The following is a 3990-nucleotide window of genomic DNA, read 5'->3' as shown; positions in this document are numbered from 1 at the left end:
CTGGATGTCGGAGAGGGCGGTGCGCCAGGCGGTGCGGGCGGCTTCACGGTCGCGGTCGGCGAGCCAGGTCAGGTAGTCCTTGTACGGCGCCACCGGGGGCAGGAGGTTCTCGCCGGCGCTGTACAGCGTGAACAGCTCACGGAGGAGTGTGGGCATCGACCAGCCGTCGAGCAGGATGTGATGGCACGTCAATAGCAGCGTGTGGTGTTCGGGGGCGTGGTGGAGGAGGGCGAAGCGCAGCAGCGGGGGCTTGGCCATGTCGAACCGCCGGGCGCGTTCTTCGGCGAGGAACCTCTCGACGGTGCCGTCGGCGTGGCTGACGTCGGTTTCCGTCCAGGGGAGTTCGACCTCGGCCGGAATCACCTGCACCGGCTGGCCGCTGCCCTGCCGCCGTTGACGGAAGGCGGCACGGAGGTTCGGATGCCGCTTCACTACTCCGGCGGCGGCCGCCCGTAGCCGCGGGGTGTCCAGCTTGCCTTCGAACCCGACGGCCAGCTGGACGACGTAGACGTCCGACGCCTGCTCGTCGTACAGCGCGTGGAACAGCAGCCCCTCCTGCAGCGGAGTCAGCGGCAGGATGGCTTCGATTCGTGCCTTGCTCATGGGTTCTTCGCCTCTCAGAGGTCCAGGTCGTCTTCGAATTCGTCGATCTCGCTCTGACTCAGCTCCAGCAAGGGCAGGTCGGAGGGGGTCAGGCCGCCGGCGTCGGGGGCGTCGGCGTGTTCGGCGAGGACCGTGAGGGCGTGGACCCAGGTGTCGCCGAGCTCGCGGATGTCGTCCTCGGCGAGGAGCTCGCCGGCCCAGGTGAGGGAGATGGACAGCTGCGGGCCGTCCGGGTGGTCGTGAGTGATCGCGTTGATGCCGATCGCGTGCTTCAGCGGCATCTCCCCGGCGCCCAGGCCTTCGAGGGCGTCCATCTCCGCTGCCGTTCCCCAGTCGCTCTCGTGGGGCGTGGGGAAGCGTCCGAGGTAGTTGAAGGCGATGTGGGGTTGGGGGAGTCGGGCGAGTTGGGGGGTGGTTTCGGGGTTGAGGTGGCGTAGGAGGCCGTAGCCGATGCCGTGGTGGGGGGTGGTGCGGAGTTGTTCCTTGATGTGTTTGAGGGCGGTGTCGGTGGTGTGGGGGGTGATGTCGCCGTGGAGGGGGGTGTGGAGGCGGACGGGGTGGGTGGTGGTGAACCAGCCGATGGTGCGGGAGAGGTCGAGGTTGTCGGTGAGTTCGTGGCGGCCGTGGCTTTCGAGGTCGATGAGGAGGCTGGTGGTGTGGGTGGTGTTGTTGCGGGTGTTCTGCCAGTGGGTGTGGGCGAGGGTGAGTCCGGTGAGGAGGACGTCGTTGATGCCGCAGTGGTAGGCGGTGGGGATGCGGGTGAGGAGGGGGGTGGTTTGTTCGGGGGTGAGGGTCCAGGTGTGGGTGGCGGCGGTGTGGAGGGTGTCGCGGGTGGGGTCGAGGGGGCGGGTGCCGGGGAGGGGGTCGGGTTGGTCGAGGGTGTGGGTCCAGGTGGTGAGTTCGGTGGTGTGGGTGGGGTGGTGGGCTTGTTCGGTGAGGAGTTTGGCCCAGTGGCGGAAGGAGGTGGTGGTGGTGGGGAGTTGGGGTTGGGTGTCGGTGGTGGTGGCGTGCCAGGCGGTGGCGAGGTCGGGGAGGAGGATGCGCCAGGAGACGCCGTCGATGATGAGGTGGTGGGCGAGGAGGAGGAGTCGTCCGGGGGTGTGGGGGCCGAGGTCGAGCCAGACGGCTTGGAGCATGGTTCCGGTGGTGGGGTCGAGGCGTTGTTGGGCTTGGGTTGCTGCGTGGGTGATGGTGGTGCGCAGGTCTTGTTCGGTGGTGGGTGTGTGGTGGATGAGGGTGTGGGCGTGGAGGGTGCCGGGTTCGGTGGTTTCGAGGTGTGGGCCGTCGGTGGTGTTGTGGGTGAGGCGGGCGCGGAGGATGTCGTGGTGGTCGATGACGGTTTGCAGGGTGTGGGTGAGTTGGTCGAGGTTGGCGCCGGCCGGGACTCGTAGCAGGACGGCTTGGTGGAACTGTGCGAATCCCGGGCTGTCGATGTCGAAGGCGTGCATGATCGGTGTCAGCGGGATCTTTCCGACGCCGTCGATGGTCGGCTGGCTGGTGGTGGTGTCCTTGGCCACGGTGGCGAGTTCGGCGGCGGACTGGTGTTGGAAGACGTCCCGGGGGGTGATGGTCAGGCCGGCCTCGCGGGCGCGGCTGACCAGCTGGATGGAGACGATGCTGTCCCCGCCCAGGTCGAAGAAGCGGTCGTCGATGCCGACCCGGGGCAGGTTCAGGACGTCGGCGAAGAGTTCGCAGAGCACGCGTTCGCGGTCGTTCCGGGGTGCGCGGTTGCTGGTGATGGTGGTGAAGTCGGGTGCGGGCAGAGCGGCGCGGTCGAGCTTGCCGTTGGCGGTCAGCGGAAGGCTTTCCAGCAGCACGACTGAAGACGGGACCAGGTAGTCGGGCAGCGATCGGGAGAGTGCCGTCCGGATCTCGGCCGGGTCGATCGTGGCTCCGTCGGTGGGGACGACGTAGCCGACGAGGCGTTTTTCGCCGGGTTGGTCGGTGCGGACGGTGGCGGTGGCCTGGGCGATGTGGGGGTGTCGGGCGAGGGCTGCCTCGATTTCGCCGAGTTCGATGCGGAAGCCGCGGATCTTGACCTGGTGGTCGGTGCGGCCGAGGTATTCGAGGGTGCCGTCCGCCCGCCAACGCACGAGGTCGCCGGTGCGGTACATGCGGCTGCCGGACGGACCGAACGGGTCGGCGACGAAATGCCCGGCGGTCAGGCCGGGCCGGTTGACGTAGCCGCGGGCCAGGCCGGAGCCCGTCGCGTACAGCTCACCCGCCACCCCGACCGGCACCATCCGCAGGTGGCCGTCCAGCACGTACACCCGGGTGTTGTCGAGCGGGCGGCCGATCGGCAGGGTGTGGCCGTGGAACCCTTCCGCCGGGACCCGGAAGCAGGTGGTGAAGGTGGTGTTCTCCGTCGGGCCGTAGCCGTCCACGATGGCCAGCTCCGGGTGCACCTCCCGGATGAGGCGCACCGCCTGCGGGTCGACGACGTCACCGCCCACCCACAGTTCGCGCACACCCGCCAGACAGCCGGGGTTCTCCCGGGCGATCAGGTTGAACAGCCCGGCGGTGAGCCACAGGGCGGTCACCCTCCCTTGCCGGGTCACCCGTTCGATCTCGCCCGCGTCGAGGTTGCCCGGAGGCGCCACCACGACCTGGCCGCCGGACAGCAGCGGGGCCCAGATCTCGTAGGTGGCGGCGTCGAAGGTGTGCCGCGAGTGGAAGAGGACGCGGCGGTGGTTGCCGTTCTGCCACGACCGGTCCAGCGCGAGGTGGATCACCGCCGAGTGCGGGACCGCCACCCCCTTCGGCCGGCCCGTCGACCCGGACGTGTACATCACGTACGCCAACTGCGCAGAAACGCCCGGGACTTCGACCGGGTCGGCTGCGGCCTCACCCTCGTCACATGCGAGCGGCATCACGCCGGCGGGCAACTCGACCCGTTCACGGGTGGCCCGGTTCGTCACCACGACACGCGCACCGGTCTCCGCCAGCAGCTGCCGCAGGCGCGGACCCGGATCCCGCCCGTCCAGCGGGAGGTAGGTCGCGCCGGCCTTGAGCGCCGCCAGGAGACCGACCAGGAGGTCCACCGAACGTTCGAGGAGCACGCCGACCACGTCCCCGGGGCGCACACCGGCCGCGACGAGCCGGCCCGCCAGCCGTCCCGCGCGCAGGTCCAGCTCCTCGTAGGTCACCGTCTCGTCACCGGAGCGGAGCGCGACGGCGGACGGCGTGCGGGACGCCTGTTCGGCGAAGCGCCCGTGGACCGTACCGACGGCGTCGGCCGTGTGCGCCGTGTCCGCTGTGCCGGGAAGCGGGTGGTCCGTGTCGTTCCAGGTGCGGAGGAGTTGGTGGTGTTCGTGGTCGGTGAGGGTGTTGATGTGGTGGATGGGGGTGTCGGGGTTTTGGGTGATGGTGTGGAGGAGGTTGTGGAGT

General features: G+C 69.5%; 2 protein-coding genes. Both read right to left on the bottom strand.

Annotation, left to right across the window (positions count from 1 at the left end):
- The coding region (locus ACFV0O_RS41275) for a condensation domain-containing protein (RefSeq protein WP_380350167.1) at positions 1–603 on the bottom strand (603 nt) is incomplete at its 3' end.
- A 14-nt stretch (positions 604–617) separates the two neighbouring features.
- Positions 618–3990, bottom strand: a 3373-nt coding sequence (locus ACFV0O_RS41270) for an amino acid adenylation domain-containing protein (protein ID WP_380350164.1), incomplete at its 5' end; no start/stop codon positions are given.

It is taken from the genome of Kitasatospora sp. NPDC059577, assembly GCF_042735475.1.
Lineage (GTDB): Bacteria > Actinomycetota > Actinomycetes > Streptomycetales > Streptomycetaceae > Kitasatospora.
The sequence above is the reverse complement of the archived record's forward strand: the minus strand, read 5'-3'. Positions and strand labels throughout refer to the sequence as shown.